Genomic DNA, 23,352 nt, shown 5'->3' on the forward strand with positions numbered 1-23,352 from the left:
AGCCTTTTATTCTGCTGCTTCTATTTTATCTTGGCAGTCATTTCGAGATCTTTCAAGTATTCCATCACGACTTCGCCTTGGTCATCTACCTTGAATGCGCCGGATGTGGCGCCCGGTTCCTCAAAGACGGGTTTGGCCGGCTTAATCGTAATGGACTTGATGTTTTTCCCCTGCATATCCAGGAAAAAGTCGTAGTACATGACCCCCTTGGCCCCGTTTTCGTCGGTGCCTCTTCCCCCCGATAACTGCTCGATTTTACGGCCTTGATCGTCATAAAAATCGTACAGCATCGTCGTGTTCGCGTCCATCCCCGTAACGATCAGCTGCAGTCTCGCGGAATGCGAAGTCACGTTTGCCTTTTTGAATGTGATGGAGGTTTTACCCGATTTTTTCGTGATGTTCGGATTCAGCTTCTGCACCGTGCCTGCATTTTTTTGTACGGGAACGTTCAGCGTATACGGCTTGTTGACGCCTTTCAGCGTAATCTTCGCCGTGAGTTTGAAGTTGTCCGGCAAAGCCTTCAGGCTGGCTATATCTCCGAGATAAGTCGCATCGGCCATCGTGATGAGCGCTTTGTCCGGGCCGGAGCCCGCTTGCCAAGTAACGTTGGGGCGCTCCCATAGCTTGGACCCGCCGTACGCATTGGCGGAGATACCGTTAATAAAGAGTTCCAGGGATGTAATCGCTCCTTTTTCCTGAACGCTTTCTTGTTTTTGATCATCCCATTTCCAGTCGGTCATGCCTCCGACGAGGCCCTTGCCGTTACGTTCGACTTCCAGCTGAACGACGTTGCCGTCGTATGTCGCCTTGGAGATGCGCAGGGAAATGTCTTGCTGAGTCACGGTGCCGGAAACGGATTTGGTTGCCTGAGCCTGGGCGGCGTAAGCTGTCCCCCATACGGCTCCTCCCAATACGCAGCTGGCCAAAACGGCGGCGCTCATCACTTTATATATCGGCTTCATCTATAGTTCCTCCTAAACATTTCAGTATCGTTCGAGGGCCCTCTATAGGATTAGATGGACCGGGGACCGGAAATGTTATACGGCGTTTGCGTAGGCATGGCTCAAATTGTCATTTTCGTTCGCCCTTTAACCTTGGCGCCTTCCGTGCAATTTTGAGTCGGGAGGAGGATGTGAATGACGGTGCCTTTCGCTTCCGGATCGAGCCAAATCCGCCCGTCATGCCGCTCGACGGCGCCTTTGGCGATGGATAGTCCCAGCCCGCTCCCGCCGTCGCTCCGGCGGGCCCGGTCGCCTCGAACGAACGGCTCGAACACGGTTTCTTTCACTTGGTCCGAGATCCCCGGCCCGTTATCTCCTACCGTCACCCGAACGCTTTCTTCCGAAACCTCCAGCGATAGCCATACACGGGCGCCCTCCGTATTGTACTTCAACGCATTGGCCAACAAATTCGTGACCGCCCGGCGTATCAGCCCCTCGTGGCAGCACACCCTGACCGGCGTTTCCGGAATCCGGACATCGAAGGCGATGCCTTTTTGCTCAAACGAATCATATAGATCGGCCGCCGCGGTACGGCACAGTTCCGCCAAATCTTCGGTCCTGCGCTCGTACGCCGGCTCCAAGCTTTCAAGCTTGGTCAGCTCGAACAAGTCATCGACGAGCGAAGCGATGAACTTGGCTTTCAAATAAATGCGGTTTGCGAATTCGAACCGTTGCGTTTGGTCCTGCTCCATGCCGAGCCGCAGCACTTCCGCATAACCTTGGATCGTCGTAATCGGCGTTTTGAGATCATGGGAAATATCCATCATCATCCGGCGGCGCCCTTCTTCAAGCTTCCGTTTTGCCGCCTCGGCCTGCTTGAGCCTGTCGGCCATGCGGTTGAAGCGAAACTGGAGGTCCATCAGCTCCCGGTCGGCCCGATAAAAAAGCCTCTCGTCTTCCCTCCCTTCGGCGATGCGGTCGAGTCCGCGGGTTACCGCGGCGAGCGGCTTCGTAATCCGTTTGGCCGTGATCCGGCTGTACAGCCATACACTTGCCAAAAACGCGGCGGCGAACCACAACAAACCCCGCAGCAGAAAACCGACAAATACGCCGGTGATTTCGGCGTTCGTCTTGACCAACCGGCTTTCCTTCTGAACGGCCCCGCCCGGGATCGCAACAAGCAGCCGGTATGGCCGGCCGTCAGGCGCAACGAAAGGCGCCAAGGAATAGCAGGCCGAACGGTTTCCATCATAAAACATCGCGTACACCTCCTCCTCCGTATAAGCGGATTTGGCTTTTTCCTTGCCGCTGCCGCGCGAAAAAACGACGTGCAAATCGGAATCCAGCACCTGAATGTAACCGCCCAAGGATTGAACGGTTTCATAAGGGATCTTTTCCCAATCGTCCCGGATCAAATGGCTGGCTTCCACCATAGGCAGCGTTTGGTTCAAGTACTGGTCCCGCGCATCGTACATGCCTTTGTACACCATGAAACCAATGATGCCGAGAATGACGGAAAAAAGGACGTAATTCAGCATTAAGCCCGCATGGACGCTGCGCATGTTCCTCATGGCGCCACGTCCCTTGGATCCAGTTTGTATCCCAGCCCTTTAATGGTCACGAGAAACCGCGGTTCCCGCGGGTCGTCCTCCAGCTTGTCCCTCAGCCTGCTGATCTGAACCATGACAGTGTTGCTGTCCTCCAGATAAGGCTCGTTCCATACGTTTTCGTATATTTGGCGTTTCGTGAATATCCTTCCCGGCGATTCCATCAAAAGCTTGAGCAGCTTATATTCGAGCGGCCCAAGCGCAATCTCTTCGCCTCGTTTGTACAGCATGCAGGCTTCGTGATCCAGCTTCAGCGGCCCGCAGACGGTGGCAAGCTTCGGCGAAGCACCCTCTCCGCCGGCCCCTTTCAGCTCATAATAACGGCGAAGCTGGGCTTTGATTCTCGCCACCACCTCGATCGGGCTAAACGGTTTGGAGATGTAGTCGTCCGCCCCGATCCCAAGCCCGGTCACCTTATCCACGTCACCGCCCTTGGCCGACAAAATGATAACGGGGATCGTATGTTTTTCCCGGATCCGCCCGATCAGCTGATAGCCGTCCAGCTCCGGCATCATAATATCGACTACGGCCAGGTCCACCTGTTCCTGCTGAATGATCCTCCATGCCTCCTGCCCGTTTCCCGCCACGATCACGCGGCAGCGCTCCCGCTCCAGAAACAGTTTCAGCAGCTCCGCAATCTCCGGCTCGTCATCCGCGACAAGAATCGTACGCTCCTCAATCTCTCTTCGTTCATGCATCGATATGATTTCTTCCTCCACTTGTATGTTGGCGGCTTGTCCGCCCTATTCATTTAAAAATATACATTGCTATGATCGTCCCATGCGAAACGAATGTCAATTGTAAGGATAATGTAAGGTTGGCTACAGATGGGCTACAGTTTCGATTGATACGCTGATGGTACACATCCAAGACAGGAGGAAAAACATGCGAATCTGGGAAATTGCCTTATTCATCGCGAACTTTACGCTGATTCTCGGCAGCGTTCTGGTTACTAGGAAACGGGGGCCCTCGTTTTACGGGTATGCCTGGGCTACCGCCGCAACGGCAGTTCTTAGCTTGGTTCAAATAATCGCCGAAGGATATCGCTGGCAGATGCTTCCGGTCTACGCAGCCAGTCTTGTCACCGGAGGCTTGGCCCTGCGCCGCCGGCATACGTCGCGAAAAGCGGAGGCCCGGGCAGATACGCTGCCGGAAAAACCGCGCGCCGCAGTCAAGGGACTCCGCCGCGGAATCGTGGCGTTCCTGTTTCTCGTATATGCGGGAGTGTCGGTCGCGCTGCCGACCCTTCTGCCCGTCTTCGGTTTCGCCAAACCCCAAGGGCCGTACCCGGTAGGAACCACGACGATGATGCTTGAAGATCCAAGCAGGGAAGAACCGGCCACCGCGGACCCTGCCGATCGCCGAAAGCTCATGATTCAAATCTGGTATCCGGCCCAAGCCGGTACCGGAACGGGGCCGGCCCCCTACATCGAGCACCTGCCGGAAATATTGGACGGCTTGCGCCAGGCGATCACCCTTCCCCCGTTCCTGCTGGGCCAGCTCAAATACGTGCATACCGATGCAATGCAAAATGCGGAACCATCCAGGGAACAGGAACGTTACCCGGTGCTGCTGTTTTCCCACGGATTAACCGGGTTCCGGAACCAAAACACGTTTCAGGTGGCGGAACTCGCCAGCCGCGGATATGTCGTGGTCGGCATCGACCATGCCTACGATGCGGCCGCCGTCGTTTTTCCGGACCATACGGCCACGCTAAAGCTTGAACATACATCCGGCTTCGACGCTTATGTGGACAAAAGCAGATTATGGGTCCAGGACGCCAAATTCGTGTTGGATCAACTGCAGCGTTTGAACGATCCGAGCCAAAAAGGGATGTTTTCCGGCAGGCTCGATCTAAACAAGGTCGGCATGTTCGGACATTCATTCGGCGGCGCCACGGCAGCGCAAATGCTGCTGGCGGATGGACGGGTCAAAGCAGCCCTGAACATGGACGGCACGCTTTACGGCAAGCCTGTGCCGGAAGGCGGCTTCGGCAAACCCTATCTGCAAATGAACGCGGAGCTGAGCATCAGCCGGGACGTCTTCGACAAATCGCTGGATCAGGCGATCCAGCAATCCGGCCGCAGCCGGGAGGATTACGAACAATTTTGGGACGAGTCCGCGAAACGACGCCAGCGGGCCACTGCCTCGAGCGAGGCGTATTCGGTCACTTTTGCCCACGCGAACCATATGAGCTTTACCGATTTTTATCTGTTCTCGCCGCTGCTTCACCCGAAAGGAGCCGAACCGAGGCAGACGCAAGCTTCGATCAACGCGCTCACCGTTGCATTTTTCGATCGTTACGTCAAGGGAAATCCCGGTCCCTCCATCGAGGAGGTTGCCGGCCGCCTTCCGGGCGTAACCATGCCATAGCCGCACAACGTATCCACGTACCGCAAAGAAGCCCCGGGCATGCCTGCCCGGGGCTTTGGTACGTCTTTAGCTTAATATGTTTTGTTTGTGCAATTTCCGATCCGGATTTTGCAGTAACGCGGGACCGGTTTTGCGTTCGATCGCTTTGTGAATGAAATACAGGCTGATCCCTGCAGCCGCCTCGTCCCCGTCCTTCAGCCGTTTTTAGCACCCAACTTATTCATCGGCCGTCCCATAATCTTTGATCGTTAGGTTGACCTCATACCGGATCGGAACCTCGCTAAAGGTTTGATCCCAATCTTTTTTGACTGTTTTCCATACATGAGGATATGCAATTCTCAATTTGTTTCCGAAGCCGGCAACGTCCGTTTTGTATTCATGCTGAATTTTATCCAATACATTCTCTACTAAACGCTCCACCTCTTCTTCGGCCGCTTTTTCCGCTCTTTTCAAAAAGTCCGTTTCGATGGTTTTCTCCGAAACCACCCAATGCTCGGCGATTCTTCCTTCAGACTCGATTTCTATTTTAAATGAAATGTTGTTTCCATCAACGCGGGGCTTCATTTTGCTTTTCATGGACAACACCTCGTATACTATGGGCTCACCTGTCTTTTTGTCCACGCTTTTAACCAAACCGCCCTTCCCCTCTCCGATGATCCACGTTAAGCCTTCCAATTCCTTTTCATTCAAAAATCCGCGCAGCTTTCTGGTTTTCCCTTCAATGACGGCAGCTCCTTCAAATTTTATGTCGCCACTCGCCGACGAGACGACATTTTGCAATAGAAAGCTGGTCCCGGAATGCAGCTTCCCCTCGATCTTGGTCAGTGTTGTCGGTGGTAATATCTTGGTGGTTCTGCCGTGGCCATGTGTCATTTCAACCAGTTTAAACGCTGGAACTTCCATCGGCTTTTTCGAATCCAGCGTTTGGCTCGCCCGGTTCTGAGCGATGAGAAGGAGGCAGCTTGGCCTCATTTCCTGTTCCCTAATAAAAAAATCCAAGATCTTTTGCAGATCCAAGGTACGTGCAAGATCCCCGCCAATAATAATCACTTTTGAATGCTCGGCAAAGGCGCGCTTTTCGATTCTTAATATCATATTGCGTAAGGTCGGGAGGATCGCATCTCCGGTTTCGGAAACGTTGTTATAAGCCTTGGGTTGTGAAGAAGCGTTTTTTGTGCCTTTGCCTGTCGTCTCTGCGGTGACAAACTGATTGGTTATCGTAATTCGATCCCGGCGGGGAGGCCCGCCTGCTTGTCCAGCAGATTCTTCCCGGGACTCCTCCTGTGTGTCCAGATCCAAAGAAGTGCCTACAACCAGGCCTAAATCTTCAATTTCTTTACTGCTCCAGCATCCTGTAACAGACAGGAGTGTAAGAACCAACAGCGAAATCAAAAGGTTTCGTACCGTAACGTGCTTCAAGCTTTTCCACCTCTCACGCTCGATACCAGAAGCAAAATGACTGGCAGTACGGCAAATAATAATAACGCGGCATTGCCGACCATATCCCCGAATTTAAACAGGTCATTGATATCTTTTGGAACCATGGCAATGAGATAAACAACCGGAACCAAGCCATAAACAAATGGGCGAATCTTCTTTTTGAAAAGTTGGGACAAACCTAAAGCAGCCGCATAGTAGGTAATCGTAAAGGTCGTGAATATTTGCATAATCCATATGACAAGCAACAAAGATTCAAACCGTTCAAAGATCAGACCGGGGATCTCGAAACTTCGCATCAGCTCCAGCGTAGGCCATGTACTCATGACCGCTCCGTCGATTGACAGGGCTCCGATGACCATGACAACGGTGATGACGTAAAAAAGCAAAGGGATGAATACGCCAACCAGAACGACTTTTGCGGCTTTGTCCGGCTGTTTCATGGATGCTACAAGGAGCAGCATAATTTCACAACCTAAAAAAGCGAGCGTAGTTGTCTTGATTCCCTTGAGCATAGGGACAACTCCCAATCCCAATACGGGACGGAGATTATCTATTTCAAATATGCCTAAACTCAAAAAAGCAACCAGTAAAAAAATGATGATCGTAATAGGAAATATAATTTCGAACAATCGGGCGATCGCATTGATTCCGCCTATGATCAGATAAAGACCTATCCATATAAAAGGAAGGATGATGGCCCAGGTGGGGGTGCCTTCCAGCAAAAAAAGCCCGGTTACTTCTGCCATCGTTCTGACTTCATATGCAGAAAGAGTAAAAAAGTAACCTATAATAAGTAAACTGAGGAACCCGCCCACCCACGTTCCTACAATTTCCTGGCTGTATTGATAGAAAGTTTTTGCGGGGTATCGCTGGTTTAATTTCACGATGATCAGCCCTATGATCATGGCGATGATCCCGCCCAAAATAACGGTGATCCACACATCGGGTGTTTTCACCTTCTCCACGGATGTTCGGGGGAGGGTGAGGATCCCGGCTGCAAGAATGTAATTGACGAGGATAACCACTGCCTGCAAATTCGTAATTTGGCTTTTTGGACTACTCATGTTGGTTTTATTTCCTTTCATAAAGAGCTATCCTTTACGCATGGAATCTTTCTTATGTATCGCCTTCCGAAAGCGTCTCATTTTCACAAGCGGCATTCGAATCATAAAGTCTTTCCAATCACTTACTCGATACGGAACGACCGGCGTAATAAAGGGAACGCCAAAACTCTTCAGCCTCACTAAATGGCTGCAAAGGAAAAGGAAAAACAAAACCACCCCGTACAATCCATACACCGCCGCGAAAAACATGGCTGCAAAACGAAGCATGCGAAACGAAATTCCGGCGCTGTATTGAGGGATAGCGAAGGAGGAAATCGCCGTCAACGCCACCACGATCACCATAATAGGACTGATAATTCCCGCTTGTACGGCTGCTTCTCCTATGACTAATCCGCCAACGATCCCCATGGCCGGACCAATAGGTGTAGGCAATCGCAGACCGCCCTCCCGCAGGATCTCGATCGAAACTTCCATGATCAGGGCTTCGATGATGGCGGGAAACGGTACCCCTTCCCTCGTGCCCATGATGGACAAGGCCAGTTTGGTAGGGATCAACCCTTGGTGAAACGAGACGAACGAAATATACAGGGAGGGTCCAAAAAGCGAGATAAGGGCTGCAAAATATCGTAATAAGCGGATGAGGAAACTCGGCATCCAACGATCATAATAGTCTTCCGGTGAGTGCAGCATCATACTTAATGACACAGGAACGATCAATGCGAAAGGCGTCCCGTCCAACAAGATGGCAACTCGTCCTTCCATCAAGGCACTGTATACGCGGTCGGGGCGCTCCGTATTCTGTACTTGCGGAAAAGGACTGAGGTAATTGTCCTCGATCAGCTGCTCTACATAGCCTGATTCCGGCACATCATCGAGATTGATTTTTTTGATTCTTTTCTGAACCTCTTCCACCAAAGCAGGATCAGCCAGATCTTGGATATAGGCGATGACGAGTTCTTTTTTTGAACGCTCACCTACTTGAAACTTGATGATGGATAAGTTGTTGTTGCCGCCTTGCTGTCGTAAGAGGGCGGTATTATCTTTTAACGATTCCGTGAAACCTAACCGCGGGCCTCGAACCAACGGCTCCGATGACGGTTCTTCCATATTGCGCGACTTCCCTTTGGTTGTACCGAGAAGGAGCGCATTCTGCACGCCGTCCACTAACAGGGCGGTCGAACCCGTCAATATCTTGGACGCCAAATCTTTTGCATGATGTGCTTCCGTTACTTCACCAATGGTAAGAACTTGATTTTTAATATACTCTTTAGAAACGGCTCCTTGCACAAAGGCTGGCTCCTGATGATGTTTTTCCGAGAAGCTCGCCATCAGCGATTTCATAATGTGTTTGTCGATAAGTTCTTTATCCGACAGTCCATCCACAAAAATGACGGCCGCACAAATGCCTGTGCCTCCGATCTGAAACTCCCTAAAGTGCACATCCGAGTTATGGCCGATTTCTTTTCTCACCCGTTCAAGATCTACGGCAAAATTCCCTGTAAAAGGCTGTAATGAGGCTTGGGCAGCATTCCATGTGTTGTTTTCTTTATTCTCATGTTGTTCCATCGTTGGTACCTGCCATGTTATTTTCCTTCGTCTTCCTTGGAGTGATGAATCCATTTAAAAAACCTTGAGAGCACATACGGAATCGCAAATGCAATGAAACCCTGCATAAAAACCTTCCAATCCGGAAGGTAGAAAAGCACCATTTTCCACATGTCGGCCCCCTGTTAAGGCAACATTTGCGTCGTATAGACATGAATCCCTGTAATTCCATTATGGTCTAAGCAACAATCGTTTATTCTTCATACATCGACTATGCAGAAGTAGAACGGTTGATCATTGGAATGGATGCCCCCACAGAAGCTTTTCGTTCCGTGCAGGGGGGTAGCCTGGGGACAGGAACGTAGAGCGCCCCTAGCCGGCGCTTTTTCCGGTTAAGGCCGCTCGTTAACAGCCTGGATATCTCTTTTTCGGCGTACGCTAAAAAGAGCCTTTGCCGCCGTAACGGCAAAGGCTCGGGGGACAAAAGGCTGTGCATCTTGCTACATTTTCTTCAAACCTGGTCTTTGGGCCTCAACGAATTCAAGTCGATTTACTTCCGAACGACAGTGTATCCTTTATCCTGCAGCAGCTTGATGATGCCGTGCTCGCCCAAATAGTGAGCCGCCCCAACCACGATGAAATACTCTTCTTTTTTGCCGTTTTTCAAGTATCCGTCGATTTTTTCGGCCATTTTCTCGTTTCGGTCGATCAGCATCGCTTTGTTGTATTCCGGCTCGGAGGCCATGCTGTTGGTCAACTCGAGCAGCTGCTCGTCATTGCCCGTTTTCCACATCTCGGCCATCTTGTCTACGCCGTCGTCCAGCACGTCGAAATTGTCCAGCGCGGTGTTCAGGTTTTTCTCCTGCAATTCCTTGGAGAAGCCGTTGAACATGCTCAATTGGGACTCATAGGATTCCAGCTCGACCACCGGGATTTTGCGTTCGATCGCTTTTTGGATGAAATACAGGTCGATCCCTGCAGCTGCTTCGTATCCGGCCTTCACCGATTTCAGGCTGCTGATCGTGGTTTCGACGACCCACGGTTTGAAGGCATCCAAGGCATCCGGCTTCATGCCGCTTTGCTGCAGAATTTTGCCCAGCTTGGCGTACGTCTCGCCGGAAATGTGATTCTTCAGCGTCGTTCCGTCCTGATACATGCCCATATCCATGACCATCTTCTGCTGCGCTTCGTCGGCCGCTTTGCTCAGATCGATCTCGACGCCGAGATAGTCGGCCTCGGCAAACGCTTCTTCAAACTCCGGACGCAGCGGGTAAAAGCTGTCATCCGCAATATGGATCGAGCCTACCAGATACACCGTATTCCCGTTGTTCTCCACTTCCCACATGAAACCTTTGCCGCCGGTCTTGGCGGTTTCGGCTCCCTTGGAAACGAGCAGCACCGTGCGCGTGTTGGCGTCCCAGCGAACCTCGTAACCCACTGCGTCGCCAACCACCCGAATAGGCGCATAGGTCACGCCGTTGATCCGTTTGAGTTTGCCTTTCAGCGTAATCGTTTTGCCGTTCACGACGGCGTGAATCGTATCATTCTCCGCGCCCGTCAGCTTCGCATCCATGGCCTGGAGCGTCGATTTCAGCGGAACATACGTGGTCCCCTGCTCGATGATCGGCGCCCCTCCGGCATATTGAACGGCGTGGTTATTCACTTTGACTGCCGGCTGCTGCGGAGCGGCCATGACAGGCGCAGCCGTGGCCATGAGTCCCGCCGAGATCGTGATGGATAAGAGCATTCGTTTCCAATGTTTCATGTTGGATTCTCCTTAAAATGAAATGAGTATTTGGATGATATTCAAATCTTGTACGCCTTCATGGCTTTGCGAAGCTCTTTGAACGACGGACGTTTGCCGTACATCAGAACGCCGGTGCGGTAGATCTTGGCCGACAACCAGCCGAACACGATGATCGATACGACGAGCAGCGCCAGGGAAATCAGAATTTGCCAGGTCGGCACGGTTCCCATTCCGATCCGCACCAGCATCGCGGTAGGAGCCGTGAACGGGATGAAGCTCGTGACTTTGATCAGCATCGTTCCCGGCGAGCTGATGCTGAAAATGCCGATGTAGAACGCGGCAAGCCCAAGCATCGTAATCGGCATGACCGCCTGCCCCAGCTCTTCGGTGCGGCTGACAATGGAACCGACGGCGGCATACAGCACCGCAAACAGGAAGTAGCCGACAATGTAAAACACCAGACCGTACAGCAGCACGGAAATATTGAGATCGGTCAGGCTCAGATGGAACTCCTGAAGCATGCCCACGTTGTTCGGCAGCATGAGGTTCGCTGCCACCACCACGCCAAACACGGCGATTTGAACGAGCCCTACCAGGAAAATCCCGATGATCTTGCCGAACATTTGGTTCAGAGGTTTCACGCTCGTAATGAGAATTTCCATAATGCGCGAGCTTTTTTCGGCGGTGACTTCCGCGGCGATCATGTTCCCGGTCATCATGTTGGAGCTGAAGAACAAAATCATGAGAAAATAGACCGTGACGTAATTCATGATTTTCTGGTTTCTTTCCTTTTCCGTGTCCCCTCCCGCATTGGCCTTCGCCTCTTCGGATAAGTCAAGCGAATCCAGGCTTACCGGTTTATTCAGGGCGGCGATTTGCTCCGCGGTCAAGGCATCCTTGGCGATCATGGCCGTTTTGACGTTTTGCAGCGCTCCTTGCAGATACGTGCTCAGCCCTTGCCCCATTCCGCCTTCGCCGGCATATACGACTTTCGGAAAAGACGAATCGGCCGGATCCTCCTCGAACTTCAGATACCCTTCAAGCTTGCCGTCCTTCACGTCCTGCTTCAACGGATCTTCGGCATTTCCTTCATATTTCACAAACGTATAATCCTTGTTACCCGAAGCCGCCGCATACTTTTCCAGTTCGGATGCCACGGCCTGCCCGCTGCCGGTCAAAAGGCCGATTCGATCCGGGCCGTCGTCCCCGCCGCTGAATTGTTTGATGAAATACGGCACGTTCATCCCGATCGTGATCAAAATGGCCAGCACCAGCGTCGTAATGAGAAATGATTTCGTTTTGACTTTATTTTTGAACGTAAAACCGATAATCGTCCCCAGATTGTTACTCATTGGATTCACCCACCTCTTGAATGAAGATTTGGTTCAACGTCGGCTCCTTGATTTCGAAGCGTTCAACGTCGGTCTGCGCCATCGCATGCTGCAAAATCAGCTGAGCCGTATCCGGCGTGCCGATCTTGATCTGGTATCCCCGCTCGTTGCGTTCCACCGATTTGACGCCCGGGATGGATTCCAGCCGTTCCACCTCTCCCTCGGTATGCAGCACGACCTCTTCCCGCGGGTAACGGCTTTTGATTTCCTTGATATCCCCCTGCACTACCGTATTAGAGCGATGAAGAATCGTGATGCGGCGGCACAGCTCCTCGACATGTTCCATCCGGTGCGTGGAGAACAAAATGCTTGTTCCGTTGTCCCGGAGCTCTTTGACCGTCGCCTTGAGCAGTTCCACGTTGACCGGATCCAGGCCGCTGAAGGCTTCATCCAAAATCAAAATTTGCGGTCTGTGCACGACGGCGGCGATAAAACCCATTTTTTGCTGATTGCCCTTGGACAGTTCTTCAATCCGCTTATCGTAATACTCCGGCACTTCGAACCGGTCGAGCCAATAACGCAGGCTTTTGTCCGCGTCCTGTTTGGACATCCCGCGCAGCCGCGCCAGATAAACGATCTGCTCGCTGACCTTGATCTTCGGATACAAGCCTCGTTCCTCGGGCAGATATCCCATCACCCGCGTCAGTTCATTGCTGTAAGGCTTGCCGTGGTAACGGATTTCGCCCCCGTCCGGATAAATGAGCCCCAGCACCATCCGCATCGTCGTCGTTTTGCCGGCGCCGTTTGCGCCCAAAAGACCGTAGATTTCGCCCTGCTCTACCTGGAGCGATATGTTGTTCACCGCCGTTTTTTCCCCATACTGCTTAAACACGTGATCCAATTGCAACGATACCATGCGTTTAATCTCCTTTCCCTGACTGCATTCCCGCAGGCAGATGGCCTTTGAGCCACAGGCTTAATATTTCATCCAACTCAAGCGTTCTCGTCTTTAACACCGAAATGCCCGAGTCGTGCAAAATCCGTTCCGCTTGCAAACACTCCGTCGTAATCATGCGCACCACGCCATGAAAATCCTGTTGGACCTGAATGATGCCGGGCAAATCCTCGGCCAGGTCCATGCCGCCGCTGATCCAAAGCTCTTTCCAATTGTCCATCAGGCCGTCCTTTTCCGCCATGCCGTGGAGCTTGCCGTGATGCAGGAGCACAACGTAATCGGCCAGCCTTTTCACTTCCTCGACGATATGGGTCGAAAGCAAAATGGTTGCCTCCCCGGATTCCATATACTCGCGAAGCTCGTCGATCATCAGCTTCCAAGCGAACGGATCGAGCCCCGAGGAAGGTTCGTCGAGCAGCAGCAGCTTGGGGCGATGAGCCAGCGTGGCGGATATTTCGTATTTGCGCCGCTCCCCCTTGGACATTTTTTTCAGCTTGATGTTTCTGGGGACCTTAAATTTTCCAAGCAGCTCCTCAAAATACGTCTGGTCCCACTCCGGATACCATTCCGCCCGGAACTCCGCCGCTTCCTCCGCGGTCAAATTGTCCTCTTCGACGCTGGACTTTTCCGACACGAACCCGATTTGGCGCCGCACTTGCTGCGGAATCTCGTAGGGATAACTTTCGCCGAACCAGGCAATGTCGCCCCGGTCGGGAAAAACGATTTTCAAAATCATATGAATGAGCGTGCTTTTGCCCGAACCGTTTTCCCCGATCAATCCGATGACGTATCCTTTAGGCAGCTTCAGGTTGATCGGGCCGATCAGCTTTTGCCGCATTTTTTTCTCGACGCCCTTCATTTCGATGGCTGTTTGCTCCATTATGACTCACCTTCCTTCCCGTCCGGATGATATTTTTTATGCAAAATGGCCAGAAACAGCCGCTTCAGCTCTTCCTCTTCGTATTTCACGGACATGCCGACGTCCACCGCCGAACGTAGCGCCTCCTCTACCGCTTCGCGCCGGAAGGTCTCCCGTTCCGTATCGCCGACCTTGGCGACAAACGTTCCGGTGCCCTGCTTCGTTCGCAGCAGCCCTTCGCTTTCCAGGTCCTGATACACCCGGCGGACGGTAATGACGCTGCAGTTCAAACCTCCAGCAAATTCCCTGATGGACGGCAATAGGGTCCCCTCCTTGATTTGCCCGCTGATGATCAGCGACCTTAACTGGGATTCGATCTGATGATAAAGCGGTTCAGCGCTATTTTCATTCAGTTGTATTGGAATCCACACCTTTCGCACCTCACCTCTTGCTTTCCCGGTCAGTACGCCGCTTTCGGCAATTCTGCCAGAGGTCAGCCTTTAATCCAATCCTTATTCCGGTCGGGTTACACCAAGTCTCTGCTTCTCAGTTTAAGCCGTGTTAACCTCGTAAACACCGTCAAACTCGCGGCCGCTGCCGCAAGCATGCCCCACATCAGGGGGGAAAGCAGCTTCCACCGGGTCCCCGCCTCGATCGAATAAAGCAGCATGTTTCCGCCGCATATTTTAATGACGACCGCCGCTGCAATCGCTCCACCAAACAGGATCAACGTCGATCTGAAATACGCTTTGCCGTGTTTGGCAAATTCAAAATACATATAAGGTCCCGAAATCGCCAGTCCATAACCGATCCATGTCAACGCAAAAGCCGCATAACCGGCCAACGATATCCCGCTTCGTATCGGTTCGGCGGTCCAGAACATGATCCCGAAAAATACGATGCCATTGATGCTGAAAGCGATAAACATCTGCAGCAGGCGATAGCTGATAATGACGTGATCCGATATCGGCAGCGCCCTGAAATACGCCAGCATTTGCGTATACGAATCCTCGCTCAAATATTTGAAGGATCTTCGGCTGAAATAAAAACCCAGCATCGGAATGAGCAGCAAAAACATCCCGTCGGTGACCGGGCTTACGTATTCCGGCGCTTCCATCTGCCCCCGAACGGCCATCCCGATCATCACCGCCATATATACCGCATAAACAACAGTCCAAACCAGATATCTTTTCTCGCATCTCAGGTCCTTCTGCATGATGAACCAAGCTTTTCTCGCGTTTTCCAAAACGGCTCTCCCTCGCTCCCGTCAAGACTTATCCGTCAGGTTAAAATTGTTCCATCTTCTCAGGTGTGCATATGCCACGTTTACTGTGCTCACTGTATATATCTTTATACACAGTATACAGGGTGAAGCACACTCATGCAATAGCCGTTTCGCTAAAAGTTTGGAAAAATTTATGGGACGAAAAAAAGGCCCGGATCCGCCGTAACGGATCTCGGGCCTTGCTGCGCAAGGACTTGATCACTTATCAATAAACGAATGCAGCCGGATACTTGGCAAAAAAATCAAGCATGTTTTGCATAACCTTCAGCTGGGCTTCGGGCGCTTCGATTTCCAGCATCGAAAAAGCGTTATGGTCCTGCCCTGTAAACCGGTAGGCCGCCCCGAACGTCTGATAGGCTTCGGCGTCTTTTTGCATGCGATATTGAACGACATGTTCGTTCAGCATCGAACGTTTTTCGAATGCCGGCAGATCCGGGATCATCCCTTGTTCTTCCGCCCATGCCTTCATACCCGGAAAATAACTTCCGATCCTTTGAATCGCGCATCCGCCGCAGGATCCCGTGTCCAGGTACGTCATGCGGATGCGGGGGTTGGACGGGTCTTGGAGCTCGATTTTGACCGAGCCGTCCATGCCGGTATCCGCCGTCACGACCTTCCAGTGGCGCGGAGCCAGAAGCAGATAACCGTGATTGCTGCCTTCATTCAGGAAAAAGGCTCCCCAATGCGCCAATTCAGGAACCGGAATGGTGGTTCCCCGCAATATCGGCAAATCCTTATGCGGAACATTCGGCGGCGTCATCCCGCCGTAAAACGTTCCCGAGATGCAATACAGCGGAATCTGACCGATGCCTTCTCCCTGTTGATCCAGCTTCAGCACGCCGCACTGCACGCTTGCCTGCTCGCTTGTGCTTGCAGGGCCGCCTTGCCCTGGGCTGGAATCCGGGCTTGAATTGCCTTCTTGGCCCGAAGCGGGCTGGTCCTCCGGACGCTGACCGGTTTGTTCTTGATCATGCTGCTTGTCTGCCGACATCGAGCCGGGGGTTGATAACGAGGTGGTAAAAAGCAGGATTAGCATAACGGCAGCCGCCAAGATGTAAAGCCTTCCCCTCATATTCCCCGATGAAGTTTTGCCGATACGTTTCATGTGGATCCCCGGACTTTCTTTAGTGATTTGGAGTTTCACTCTTATACTCTTTAGACGTAATGAGGGACCATAAAGTTATCAATTTTTTAATTTTTCTGTAAATTGTCCGACTTGATGCTTTCACCCCTTATCATGATCATCCGGTTTAGCCGCAAAAAAGCGCACAAATACTAATATGAGGGAGAAAAAACAAAAAGACCTTTTCATTTGGCCTGCATGTATCAGATGCCGAAGCACCTCCAGGTCAACTCGAAAAGGTCTTTCTTAAAGCCGTTCACTCGAATGAACATATTCGCTTGGTCAAGCACCCAAAATAACGTCCCAAACCGGTTTCGTATGCCCGCCCGGATACAAGACGTAAAGCAGGACATAAACCACGACCCCCGTAATGGCGGTAATGAACCAGATGGTCGCCGTCACTCTTCCCCATTTCCGGTGCTTCGCGAATTTCTCCTTGAAGCCAAGCACCAGCGTCGTTATTCCGAACACCGCAGCTACGGTCGCTAGGGTAATGTGGAAGATGAGGAAGATCTGATAGTATACTTGAAGCTCATCCGAGCCGCCCCAAGAAGTGTTGCCTACGAATGCCGTTCTGGACACGTAAATGATGAAAAACAGGAGCGCCGCAACGGCACCAAGGATCATCACTTTTTTATGGGCTTCCCGTTTGCCGCGAATAATGAGCGCCCAGCCTATAGCCACCAAAATCGCGCTGATGACGATAAACGACGTGCTGATGGTCGGCAGCAGCGTATATAAATCCATCGAAATCCTCCTTACTTCACAAAAACGGGCGGTTTACGCCCGATTCAATGAACCTTCGTTAAACTCGGCAGGCGGAATGTCTTCTTCCTTATTTTCAGCCCGATACCAGCGGAAAAATACTCTTCCCAGCATCGAGGCGAAAATGAACTCCTGTATGAACTTCATGACGATGCCGCCTACCTGCTGGTCGACTTTCGTGCTCATGATGTTAAAAAAGGTTGGGCCGCCAAACGCTTGCAGAAGCTTGGACGGATCGCCCGACACGCAGTATCCCATCGCTTCGGCCCATACGTTCGGATCGCTGAACGTGGCGTACATCGGCTTGGCCGAAAAAATGATCAGGCCGCAAGCCGGCGTCAGGAGCACCATGTTCAAGAAAATATAACCGATTTTGGCCAGCCCCGAAGCTTTGTCTTTTTCCGGGAGCGGATTGATCAGCGTCCACCACATCAAAATAGCCGCAATGAACAGCACCAGATAATATAGACGGTGCACGGCAAAATGCAGCATGACGTAGTCATGTACCGCCGGAAAATGGTAAAACGAAAACAAGCCGTTAAATACGAGCGCAGCGACGATCGGACGGGATAAAAACCCCAGCTTTTTGAACGGATTCACCTTTAAAATCGCTCTCCACAACCACGCCGGTATCCCCATCATTAGCAGCGGCGGCGCCACCAGATAGGATAATGCCATCGTCGTCATGTGAAACGTAAACATCATATGTCCGAGCAGACTGATTGGGCCGCCTTGAGCAAGGTATAACACCAGCATACCGCAGACGAAGCTGATTTTTTTGCTTACAGGGACGGGTTCGCTCCCCGCAAACCTCTCGCTAAGCGGACCGATCACGACGAAATATGCAGCCGTTACAAGCAGCATAAACGCCAGAAACAGCGGACTAAACAATTCGCTAAAGCTAAAATATTCTAACCCCAGCATGTGAAAACCTCCTCTCAAGCGGTATCAGTTCTGTCGAATTTGTGACAATGGCCTTCCATTGAAAAAAAGAGGGGGCAACAAAGCCCGCCTCTTTATCTATTTTACCACCATACCCAGTACAATGCTGTGACAATCGCCGTACCGGCTACGAAAAATCCGCCGATCATGAAGATAATCGGAATCAAATGACCGCGATCCTTCAAGTGCATCCAATAACCCATTTGGACGAGAACCTGAAGTATGGCCATCACCAGAAGCAGCAGCACGGTAAACGCGGCGTTCACTCCGCCCGCCATAACGGCCGCAAAGGCAATGGCTGTCAGAATGATGGAGAAAATGAAAACGATGATATGCTTTTGAGGCCCCTCGTGGCGCTCGCTATGTTTCACGATGCCACGATTCGCCTGATGTTCTGTCGTCATATCTTAGCCCACCTTCCCGAGCAGGTAAACGACCGTAAAGATGAATACCCAAACGACGTCGATAAAGTGCCAGTAAATGGCCGACACGTAAATCTTAGGCGCCGTTACGACCGTCAAACCTTTTTTAAAGAGCTGTCCAATCAGGATGGAAATCCAGACGACCCCGAACGCAACGTGTGCGCCGTGGAAGCCGACCAGCGTATAAAACGCCGAACTGAATGCACTGGTCGTCATGCCGAATTTTTCGGCATGGACGTATTCGGCAAATTCGTAAATTTCAAGGCAAAGGAAGGCCAGACCCAAAAGGACCGTAATCGCAAGCCAGCCGCGCAGCGCGCCGACCTTGTGGCGGTGCATCGCCTGAACGGCGAACACGCTGGTCAAGCTGCTGACGAGCAGGATCAACGTCGTGATCGCCGTCATCGGCAGTTGGAAAAGTTCGCTCGCGGTAGGACCTTCATTCGTTTGATTGCGAAGCGCCAGGAACGTCGCGAACAGGGTACCGAACAATACGGCCTCTCCGCCAAGGAAGAGCCAGAAGCCGAGTACTTTATTGCGGCCTTCTAACGTCGCTTTTTCCGGTTCGTGCGGCAAAGCGCCTTCTGTGTGCGTTGCACTCATGCTTTTACCCCCTCTTCCTCCAGCTCTTCTACTTCGATATGCCAGCCGTGATCGTCATACAAGGAACGAAGCAGCATGGAACCGAACGTGATGACCAGACCGATGATGACAACGATCCAGTTGTTGAAAATCATGCTCATAAAGGAATTCGAGAATTGCTCTTTGCTGAACATGAATCCGAGACCGGCAATGAAAATGCCGACGGACATGACGAAAGGCAAAATGGTTGGCGACGGCATGTGGATCGGACCCAGCGGTTCCGCAGGAGTCATTTCCTTGTTGCCGGCCATTTTTTCTTTCCAGAAAGCATCGATGCCGCGCACGAGCGGAATTTGCTTGAAGTTGTATTCCGCAGGTGGAGACGCGATGGTCCATTCCAGCGTACGTCCGTCTTCCCAAGGATCGTTGGCAACGCCTTTCGGTTTTGCCCAAGTCGCAAACGCGTTGATCAGGAAGACCAAAATGCCGATGCCCATCAGGATCGCGCCGATCGTACTTACCAAGTTCAGCGTGTCGAAATTCTGGTTAGGCAGGTACGTAAATACGCGACGCTGCATCCCCATCAGACCCAGGAAGTGCTGCACGAAGAACGTCAGATGGAAACCGATGATAAAGAACCAGAAAGAAATTTTGCCGAGCGTTTCGTTCAGCATGCGGCCGAACATTTTCGGCCACCAGTAATGCAAGCCTGCCAAGAGGCCCGATACGAGACCGCCCACGATAACGTAGTGGAAGTGAGCGACGACGAAATACGTGTCATGGAACTGGAAGTCGGCAGGAGCCGAAGCCAGCATCACGCCTGTTACCCCACCCATAACGAATGTCGGGATAAATCCGATCGCAAACAAGTTTGGACTCGTGAAACGGATCTGCCCGCCCCACATCGTGAACAGCCAGTTAAAGATTTTGATGCCCGTAGGCACCGCGATGAGCATCGTCGCAATCGAGAACAGCGCGTTCGCAACCGGCCCGAGACCCGTCGTAAACATGTGGTGCGCCCAAACCATGAAGCCCAGGAAGGCGATCAGGATCGTAGCGAATACCATCGAGCTGTAACCGAAAAGACGTTTGCGCGAGAATGTCGGTATAACCTCGGAAATGACGCCGAATGCCGGCAGGATGAGGATATACACTTCAGGGTGGCCAAAGATCCAGAAGATATGCTGCCAAAGAACGGGGTTACCGCCATTGGCGACTTCGAAGAAATTCGCTCCCAGAATCCGGTCGAACGACAGCAGTACCAAACCTACCGTAATGGCAGGGAATGCAAACAGGATCATGGCGGACGTGATGAAAGACGTCCATGTAAACATCGGCATTCTCATGAAAGACATGCCTGGGGCGCGCATCGTGATGATGGTCGCCAGGAAGTTGATGCCCCCGATCAGCGTACCGAGACCGGCAATCTGAAGGCCGACGGTGTAAAAGTCGACGCCATGCGAGGTGCTGTAAGTATTTGTCGAAAGCGGGGTATATGATGTCCAGCCCGCGTCTGGAGCTCCACCCATAATCCAGCTCAGGTTAAGGAGCAAGCCGCCGAACAGGAATGTCCAGAAGCCCAGAGAGTTCAAAAACGGAAACGCGACGTCGCGCGCGCCGATCTGCAGCGGGATCACCGCGTTCATCAGCGCGAAGATGACAGGCATGACGCCCAGGAAGATCATCGTCGTTCCGTGCATCGTAATCAATTCGTTAAAGGTTTGCGCCGAGACGAAATCATTCATCGGCTTAATCAGCTGCAGCCGGATCAGAATCGCTTCGATGCCGCCGATCGCGAAAAACAAACCGCCGGCCAGCAAATAAAGAATGGCTATTTTCTTATGGTCGACTGTCGTCAGCCAATCCATCAAGCCCTTGTGGCGCTTGACACTATGAGCATGAGCCAAGGTTGGTACCCCCTTATAAAAAATCTTGCTGTTGATAACGATTGGCGCGTTCAAAAAATGCGAATCGGCGCCTTAGTAGTTCAATTTGTAGTTAGCCAAGTAATCGGCAATGCCATCGATTTGTTCGTCTGTCAGACCCAAATCTTTTGGAGCTGGCATTTTGTTGCCCGGTTTGACGGCTTGCGGATCTTCAAGCCATTCCTTAAGGTTTTCCTTCACCGGTTTGCCTCCGTCTTGACCCTCGTTCAGCAAGATACCCGCAACAGATTCACGCGAACCGATGCCGGTAAGGTTCGGGCCCACAGGACCGCCTTGGTCACCTACAGCATGGCAAGACAAGCAAGATTTTTTGAACGTTTCGGCCAGTGCCTGATCTTTAGGCAGAACCGCAGGCGCTTTCATTGCGGCTACCCATTTATCAAACGCATCCGGGCTTACCGCCTTGACCTTGAATTCCATCAGCGCGTGCGAAGCCCCGCAAAGCTCGGCGCATTTACCGCGGTAAACGCCTTCTTTGTCGGTCTTGAAGCTGAATCTGTTAATCGTTCCATCCGGGTTGGTGTCCATTTTACCGGACAAGGACGGTACCCAGAAGGAGTGGAGAACGTCCGCCGTCTTCAGTTCGAAGGCAATGTTTTTGCCCGTCGGGATCATCAGTTCCTGAGCGGTTTTCACGCCGTATTGCGGGTATTCGAACTCCCACCAGTACTGGTGGCCGGTTACTTTTACCTGCACGGAACCCTTCTCATTGTAATGATCGTCGCCAAAAGCAAAAATCTTTTGCACGGTCGGTACGGCAAGAATGAATACCAGAACGAGCGGAATAACGGTCCAAATGACCTCCAGCTTGAAGTTGCCTTCCACTTGTTTCGGCACTTCCGTTTGTCCCTTTTTCCTGCGGAACTTAATCAAAACGTACACCGCAATTGCAAATACGACGATCAGGACGACGATCATGATCGTGATTGAAAGCTTCATCAAATCGTACTGTCCTTCCGCCACAGGCCCCTGTGGTCGTAATGCCGACAAGTCCTCGCGGCCGCACCCGGCTAAAAGCAGAGAAAACACTGCGAGCAAGGGAAGAAGTCGCTTTACAGCCTGCCACCGTTTCATCATTGATCTACCCCACTTTTTACATTTTCACAGGCGCCGCCAAAGAGGCACTAGGCGGTCTCATACCTGCGCTATAACGGATGTATTGCTACTGTCAACTAAAACAATCACCTATTTAATATAAGTTTAAGGTAATATTTTGTCAATGATTCTGACCTAGTTCACAAATTGTTCGAAAAGTGCTGAAAGTCGCGCCACGCAAGCATTTGCAATCGTTTTCGGACACGCTGCGCGGCCCCTTTCTACCTTCCGTTTGCAACCATGTTATTCCCTTTTCGTATACCCATTTTTCCCTCTTTTCATTCACTTTCCCTCCGGATTCGTCCATCAAAACGTCACCAAATCGTCAAAATTCAACATCCGCGTCGAATGCGTTGCCGTTATTTCAGGCTTTGGCAAGCCGAGCTTCGGGCTTCCTGCGGCAACAAAAAAAGAAGCCTTCCGGCTTCTTGGTTTTTAAGCGGTAATGATGAAGGGGCCTTCCGGCGTGATCGCGACCGTGTGCTCGAACTGCACGCCGCAGGTGCCGTCCGCCGTCCGGATGGTCCAACCGTCGTCATCCCACAATACGGCTCCCGTCGATCCCATCGTAAAGATCGGTTCAACGGTAATGACCATGCCTTCGACGAGCCGGACGCCCTCCCCGCGCCGCCCATAGCTCGGCACATCCGGCGGTTCGTGAAGCCGGCTTCCGATGCCATGGCCGACAAGCGGCTTGACGACGCCGAATCGGCCTTTTTTCGCCGCTTTTTCGATCGCGTGCCCGATGTCTCCGGTGGTATGGCCGATCCGGGCCTGGTCAATGCCGGCATAAAGCGCCTGCTCCGTTCGAAGCATCAGCCTCTGCTGCGGCCTGCCCAGCTTCCCGACGCCATAACTCCAGCCCGAATCGGCCAGCCAGCCGTCTTTGTTCACGACGATGTCGATGGTGACCAGATCCCCTTCGGACAACGGAACGTCGTTCGGAAAGCCGTGGCAGACGACGTCATTGACGGAAGAACAAGTGGCAAACGGAAAACCGCGGTACCCCTTTTGCTCCGGAACGGCGCCGTGCTTTGCCAGATATTCTTCGACGAAAGCGTCAATTTGAAGCGGTGTGACCCCCGGAGCGATCCTCCGCGCAATTTCGCGGTGACACGCCGATAGAATGCGCCCCGCTTCGCGCATATACCCGATTTCTTCCTTGCTTTTCAAGCGGATCTCCATGCTGCTGCTCCTTTCGCCTAGCATACTGCTATCCGGAAGCGGATGGTACACTATATGCATCGACGCGGGCATCCTGCAGCAGGTCTACAAAAAAAACCGTATTCGGCGTGAAGCTCGTTCACAGAATACGGTTCAAATATTTTAC

At 52.1% G+C, this 23,352-nt stretch carries 21 protein-coding genes; 1 reads left to right on the forward strand and 20 read right to left on the reverse strand.

The features are described 5' to 3' along the window. Positions 1 to 20 precede the first annotated feature (20 nt). The 3 genes from AC27KL_RS00860 to AC27KL_RS00870 all read right to left on the reverse strand — a co-directional run bounded on the left by AC27KL_RS00860 (position 21) and on the right by AC27KL_RS00870 (position 3,246). Entirely contained in the window at positions 21 to 962 is a 942-nt protein-coding gene (locus AC27KL_RS00860) for a DUF5643 domain-containing protein (protein WP_487168469.1), read from the reverse strand. Positions 963 to 1,063: 101 nt separating this feature from the next. Next, on the reverse strand, positions 1,064 to 2,512 hold the full coding sequence (locus AC27KL_RS00865) for a sensor histidine kinase (protein WP_487168470.1): 1,449 nt from the start codon (positions 2,510 to 2,512) through the stop codon (positions 1,064 to 1,066). Continuing rightward, positions 2,509 to 3,246 (reverse strand): response regulator transcription factor, encoded by a 738-nt coding sequence (locus tag AC27KL_RS00870; RefSeq protein WP_487168471.1) that lies wholly within the window; start codon positions 3,244 to 3,246, stop codon positions 2,509 to 2,511. Before AC27KL_RS00870 ends, AC27KL_RS00865 begins: the two co-directional genes overlap by 4 nt. A 187-nt stretch (positions 3,247 to 3,433) precedes the next feature. Here AC27KL_RS00870 and AC27KL_RS00875 point away from each other — a divergent pair, with 187 nt between their 5' ends. Continuing rightward, the gene (locus tag AC27KL_RS00875; RefSeq protein WP_487168472.1) at positions 3,434 to 4,921 is read left to right on the forward strand and encodes an alpha/beta hydrolase family protein; all 1,488 of its coding nucleotides are present in this window, start codon (positions 3,434 to 3,436) and stop codon (positions 4,919 to 4,921) included. Between the two features lie 216 nt (positions 4,922 to 5,137). On the opposite strand, the gene AC27KL_RS00880 is transcribed toward AC27KL_RS00875, so the two are convergent. The 17 genes from AC27KL_RS00880 to map form a co-directional block, all read right to left on the reverse strand. Next, the gene (locus AC27KL_RS00880) at positions 5,138 to 6,340 is read right to left on the reverse strand and encodes a Ger(x)C family spore germination protein (RefSeq protein WP_487168473.1); all 1,203 of its coding nucleotides are present in this window, start codon (positions 6,338 to 6,340) and stop codon (positions 5,138 to 5,140) included. Beyond that, positions 6,337 to 7,446, reverse strand: a complete 1,110-nt coding sequence (locus AC27KL_RS00885; RefSeq protein ID WP_487168474.1) for a spore germination protein — start codon at positions 7,444 to 7,446, stop codon at positions 6,337 to 6,339. The genes AC27KL_RS00880 and AC27KL_RS00885 overlap by 4 nt, the downstream gene beginning before the upstream one ends. Positions 7,447 to 7,452: 6 nt before the next feature. Next, positions 7,453 to 8,991 (reverse strand): spore germination protein, encoded by a 1,539-nt coding sequence (locus AC27KL_RS00890; RefSeq protein ID WP_487168475.1) that lies wholly within the window; start codon positions 8,989 to 8,991, stop codon positions 7,453 to 7,455. A gap of 529 nt (positions 8,992 to 9,520) precedes the next feature. Then, a complete protein-coding gene (locus AC27KL_RS00895) occupies positions 9,521 to 10,735 on the reverse strand; it encodes a TraB/GumN family protein (protein WP_487168476.1) in 1,215 nt (404 codons plus the stop codon). A 41-nt stretch (positions 10,736 to 10,776) separates the two neighbouring features. Beyond that, positions 10,777 to 12,069, reverse strand: a complete 1,293-nt coding sequence (locus AC27KL_RS00900) for an ABC transporter permease (protein WP_339323281.1) — start codon at positions 12,067 to 12,069, stop codon at positions 10,777 to 10,779. Next, positions 12,062 to 12,964, reverse strand: a complete 903-nt coding sequence (locus AC27KL_RS00905; protein WP_487168477.1) for an ABC transporter ATP-binding protein — start codon at positions 12,962 to 12,964, stop codon at positions 12,062 to 12,064. Before AC27KL_RS00905 ends, AC27KL_RS00900 begins: the two co-directional genes overlap by 8 nt. Before the next feature lie 4 nt (positions 12,965 to 12,968). Then, entirely contained in the window at positions 12,969 to 13,883 is a 915-nt protein-coding gene (locus tag AC27KL_RS00910) for an ATP-binding cassette domain-containing protein (protein WP_487168478.1), read from the reverse strand. After that, positions 13,883 to 14,293 (reverse strand): GntR family transcriptional regulator, encoded by a 411-nt coding sequence (locus AC27KL_RS00915; RefSeq protein ID WP_339323278.1) that lies wholly within the window; start codon positions 14,291 to 14,293, stop codon positions 13,883 to 13,885. Before AC27KL_RS00915 ends, AC27KL_RS00910 begins: the two co-directional genes overlap by 1 nt. 95 nt (positions 14,294 to 14,388) lie before the next feature. After that, complete coding sequence (locus AC27KL_RS00920; RefSeq protein WP_339323277.1) at positions 14,389 to 15,108, reverse strand: hypothetical protein; 720 nt, start codon at positions 15,106 to 15,108, stop codon at positions 14,389 to 14,391. 244 nt (positions 15,109 to 15,352) lie between these two features. Beyond that, on the reverse strand, positions 15,353 to 16,183 hold the full coding sequence (locus tag AC27KL_RS00925) for a DUF4850 domain-containing protein (RefSeq protein ID WP_487168479.1): 831 nt from the start codon (positions 16,181 to 16,183) through the stop codon (positions 15,353 to 15,355). Positions 16,184 to 16,552: 369 nt separating this feature from the next. Continuing rightward, a complete protein-coding gene (locus AC27KL_RS00930) occupies positions 16,553 to 17,017 on the reverse strand; it encodes a DUF420 domain-containing protein (RefSeq protein WP_036708792.1) in 465 nt (154 codons plus the stop codon). Between the two features lie 33 nt (positions 17,018 to 17,050). Beyond that, positions 17,051 to 17,959 (reverse strand): cytochrome c oxidase assembly factor CtaG, encoded by a 909-nt coding sequence (gene ctaG / locus AC27KL_RS00935; RefSeq protein WP_339323274.1) that lies wholly within the window; start codon positions 17,957 to 17,959, stop codon positions 17,051 to 17,053. A 101-nt stretch (positions 17,960 to 18,060) separates the two neighbouring features. After that, positions 18,061 to 18,381, reverse strand: a complete 321-nt coding sequence (locus AC27KL_RS00940; protein WP_212952253.1) for a cytochrome C oxidase subunit IV family protein — start codon at positions 18,379 to 18,381, stop codon at positions 18,061 to 18,063. A 3-nt stretch (positions 18,382 to 18,384) separates the two neighbouring features. Continuing rightward, entirely contained in the window at positions 18,385 to 19,002 is a 618-nt protein-coding gene (locus AC27KL_RS00945; protein WP_036708785.1) for a cytochrome (ubi)quinol oxidase subunit III, read from the reverse strand. After that, entirely contained in the window at positions 18,999 to 20,849 is a 1,851-nt protein-coding gene (ctaD, locus tag AC27KL_RS00950) for a cytochrome c oxidase subunit I (protein WP_052146912.1), read from the reverse strand. The genes AC27KL_RS00945 and ctaD overlap by 4 nt, the downstream gene beginning before the upstream one ends. 111 nt (positions 20,850 to 20,960) lie before the next feature. Then, a complete protein-coding gene (gene coxB, locus AC27KL_RS00955; protein WP_036708780.1) occupies positions 20,961 to 22,004 on the reverse strand; it encodes a cytochrome c oxidase subunit II in 1,044 nt (347 codons plus the stop codon). A 453-nt stretch (positions 22,005 to 22,457) separates the two neighbouring features. Next, on the reverse strand, positions 22,458 to 23,207 hold the full coding sequence (gene map / locus AC27KL_RS00960) for a type I methionyl aminopeptidase (protein WP_487168480.1): 750 nt from the start codon (positions 23,205 to 23,207) through the stop codon (positions 22,458 to 22,460). Positions 23,208 to 23,352: the final 145 nt, after the last annotated feature.

The sequence above is a fragment of the Paenibacillus sp. YAE3 genome (assembly GCF_057546105.1).

What these genes read in the sequence shown, in the direction of transcription:
- AC27KL_RS00890 (WP_487168475.1), bottom strand. Translation starts at nt 8,991, where the DNA reads ATGGAACAACATGAGAATAAAGAAAACAACACATGGAATGCTGCCCAA.
- AC27KL_RS00860 (WP_487168469.1), bottom strand. Translation starts at nt 962, where the DNA reads ATGAAGCCGATATATAAAGTGATGAGCGCCGCCGTTTTGGCCAGCTGC.
- AC27KL_RS00885 (WP_487168474.1), bottom strand. Translation starts at nt 7,446, where the DNA reads ATGAAAGGAAATAAAACCAACATGAGTAGTCCAAAAAGCCAAATTACG.
- AC27KL_RS00870 (WP_487168471.1), bottom strand. Translation starts at nt 3,246, where the DNA reads ATGCATGAACGAAGAGAGATTGAGGAGCGTACGATTCTTGTCGCGGAT.
- ctaG (WP_339323274.1), bottom strand. Translation starts at nt 17,959, where the DNA reads ATGCTGGGGTTAGAATATTTTAGCTTTAGCGAATTGTTTAGTCCGCTG.
- AC27KL_RS00895 (WP_487168476.1), bottom strand. Translation starts at nt 10,735, where the DNA reads ATGAAACATTGGAAACGAATGCTCTTATCCATCACGATCTCGGCGGGA.
- ctaD (WP_052146912.1), bottom strand. Translation starts at nt 20,849, where the DNA reads ATGGATTGGCTGACGACAGTCGACCATAAGAAAATAGCCATTCTTTAT.
- map (WP_487168480.1), bottom strand. Translation starts at nt 23,207, where the DNA reads ATGGAGATCCGCTTGAAAAGCAAGGAAGAAATCGGGTATATGCGCGAA.
- coxB (WP_036708780.1), bottom strand. Translation starts at nt 22,004, where the DNA reads ATGATGAAACGGTGGCAGGCTGTAAAGCGACTTCTTCCCTTGCTCGCA.
- AC27KL_RS00900 (WP_339323281.1), bottom strand. Translation starts at nt 12,069, where the DNA reads ATGAGTAACAATCTGGGGACGATTATCGGTTTTACGTTCAAAAATAAA.
- AC27KL_RS00940 (WP_212952253.1), bottom strand. Translation starts at nt 18,381, where the DNA reads ATGACGACAGAACATCAGGCGAATCGTGGCATCGTGAAACATAGCGAG.
- AC27KL_RS00930 (WP_036708792.1), bottom strand. Translation starts at nt 17,017, where the DNA reads ATGGATTTATATACGCTGCTGCCGACCATCAGCACGTCGTTTATCGTC.
- AC27KL_RS00865 (WP_487168470.1), bottom strand. Translation starts at nt 2,512, where the DNA reads ATGAGGAACATGCGCAGCGTCCATGCGGGCTTAATGCTGAATTACGTC.
- AC27KL_RS00945 (WP_036708785.1), bottom strand. Translation starts at nt 19,002, where the DNA reads ATGAGTGCAACGCACACAGAAGGCGCTTTGCCGCACGAACCGGAAAAA.
- AC27KL_RS00910 (WP_487168478.1), bottom strand. Translation starts at nt 13,883, where the DNA reads ATGGAGCAAACAGCCATCGAAATGAAGGGCGTCGAGAAAAAAATGCGG.
- AC27KL_RS00905 (WP_487168477.1), bottom strand. Translation starts at nt 12,964, where the DNA reads ATGGTATCGTTGCAATTGGATCACGTGTTTAAGCAGTATGGGGAAAAA.
- AC27KL_RS00925 (WP_487168479.1), bottom strand. Translation starts at nt 16,183, where the DNA reads ATGCTAATCCTGCTTTTTACCACCTCGTTATCAACCCCCGGCTCGATG.
- AC27KL_RS00875 (WP_487168472.1), top strand. Translation starts at nt 3,434, where the DNA reads ATGCGAATCTGGGAAATTGCCTTATTCATCGCGAACTTTACGCTGATT.